Genomic DNA, 297 nt, shown 5'->3' with positions numbered 1-297 from the left:
CCCAATTAAAATATCAAGCTATAACTGGCCAGTTAAAAGGAGAACAACTAACAGTTTTAAATACCGCTAATACTACCTGGGAATCCTGGAAGGATAAACATCCAAATACATTAGTCTTATCTGAAGATACCGGTTTCAACCGGAATTATTCCCGTAATCCATACCCTAATTGGCTATTTCGGAGTGATGGTGCCACCTGTTTCGGTCAAACAGTGCCACTTTGAAAGATACTGCAATTATATAAAAAATTAATGTTACTCGTTCTTTAAAGCTCCTTTTCTTAATGATTCTCCTTTG

At 36.4% G+C, this 297-nt stretch carries 1 protein-coding gene; it reads left to right on the top strand.

Annotation, left to right across the window (positions count from 1 at the left end; all coding sequences use genetic code 11):
* Positions 1-224: DUF3179 domain-containing (seleno)protein (locus tag LB467_RS18825; RefSeq protein ID WP_224475682.1), on the top strand; the 224-nt coding region annotated here is incomplete at its 5' end.
* Positions 225-297: the final 73 nt, after the last annotated feature.

Origin of the sequence: Salegentibacter tibetensis (genome assembly GCF_020164485.1) — a bacterium.
Taxonomy (GTDB): domain Bacteria; phylum Bacteroidota; class Bacteroidia; order Flavobacteriales; family Flavobacteriaceae; genus Salegentibacter; species Salegentibacter tibetensis.
The sequence above is the reverse complement of the archived record's forward strand: the minus strand, read 5'-3'. Positions and strand labels throughout refer to the sequence as shown.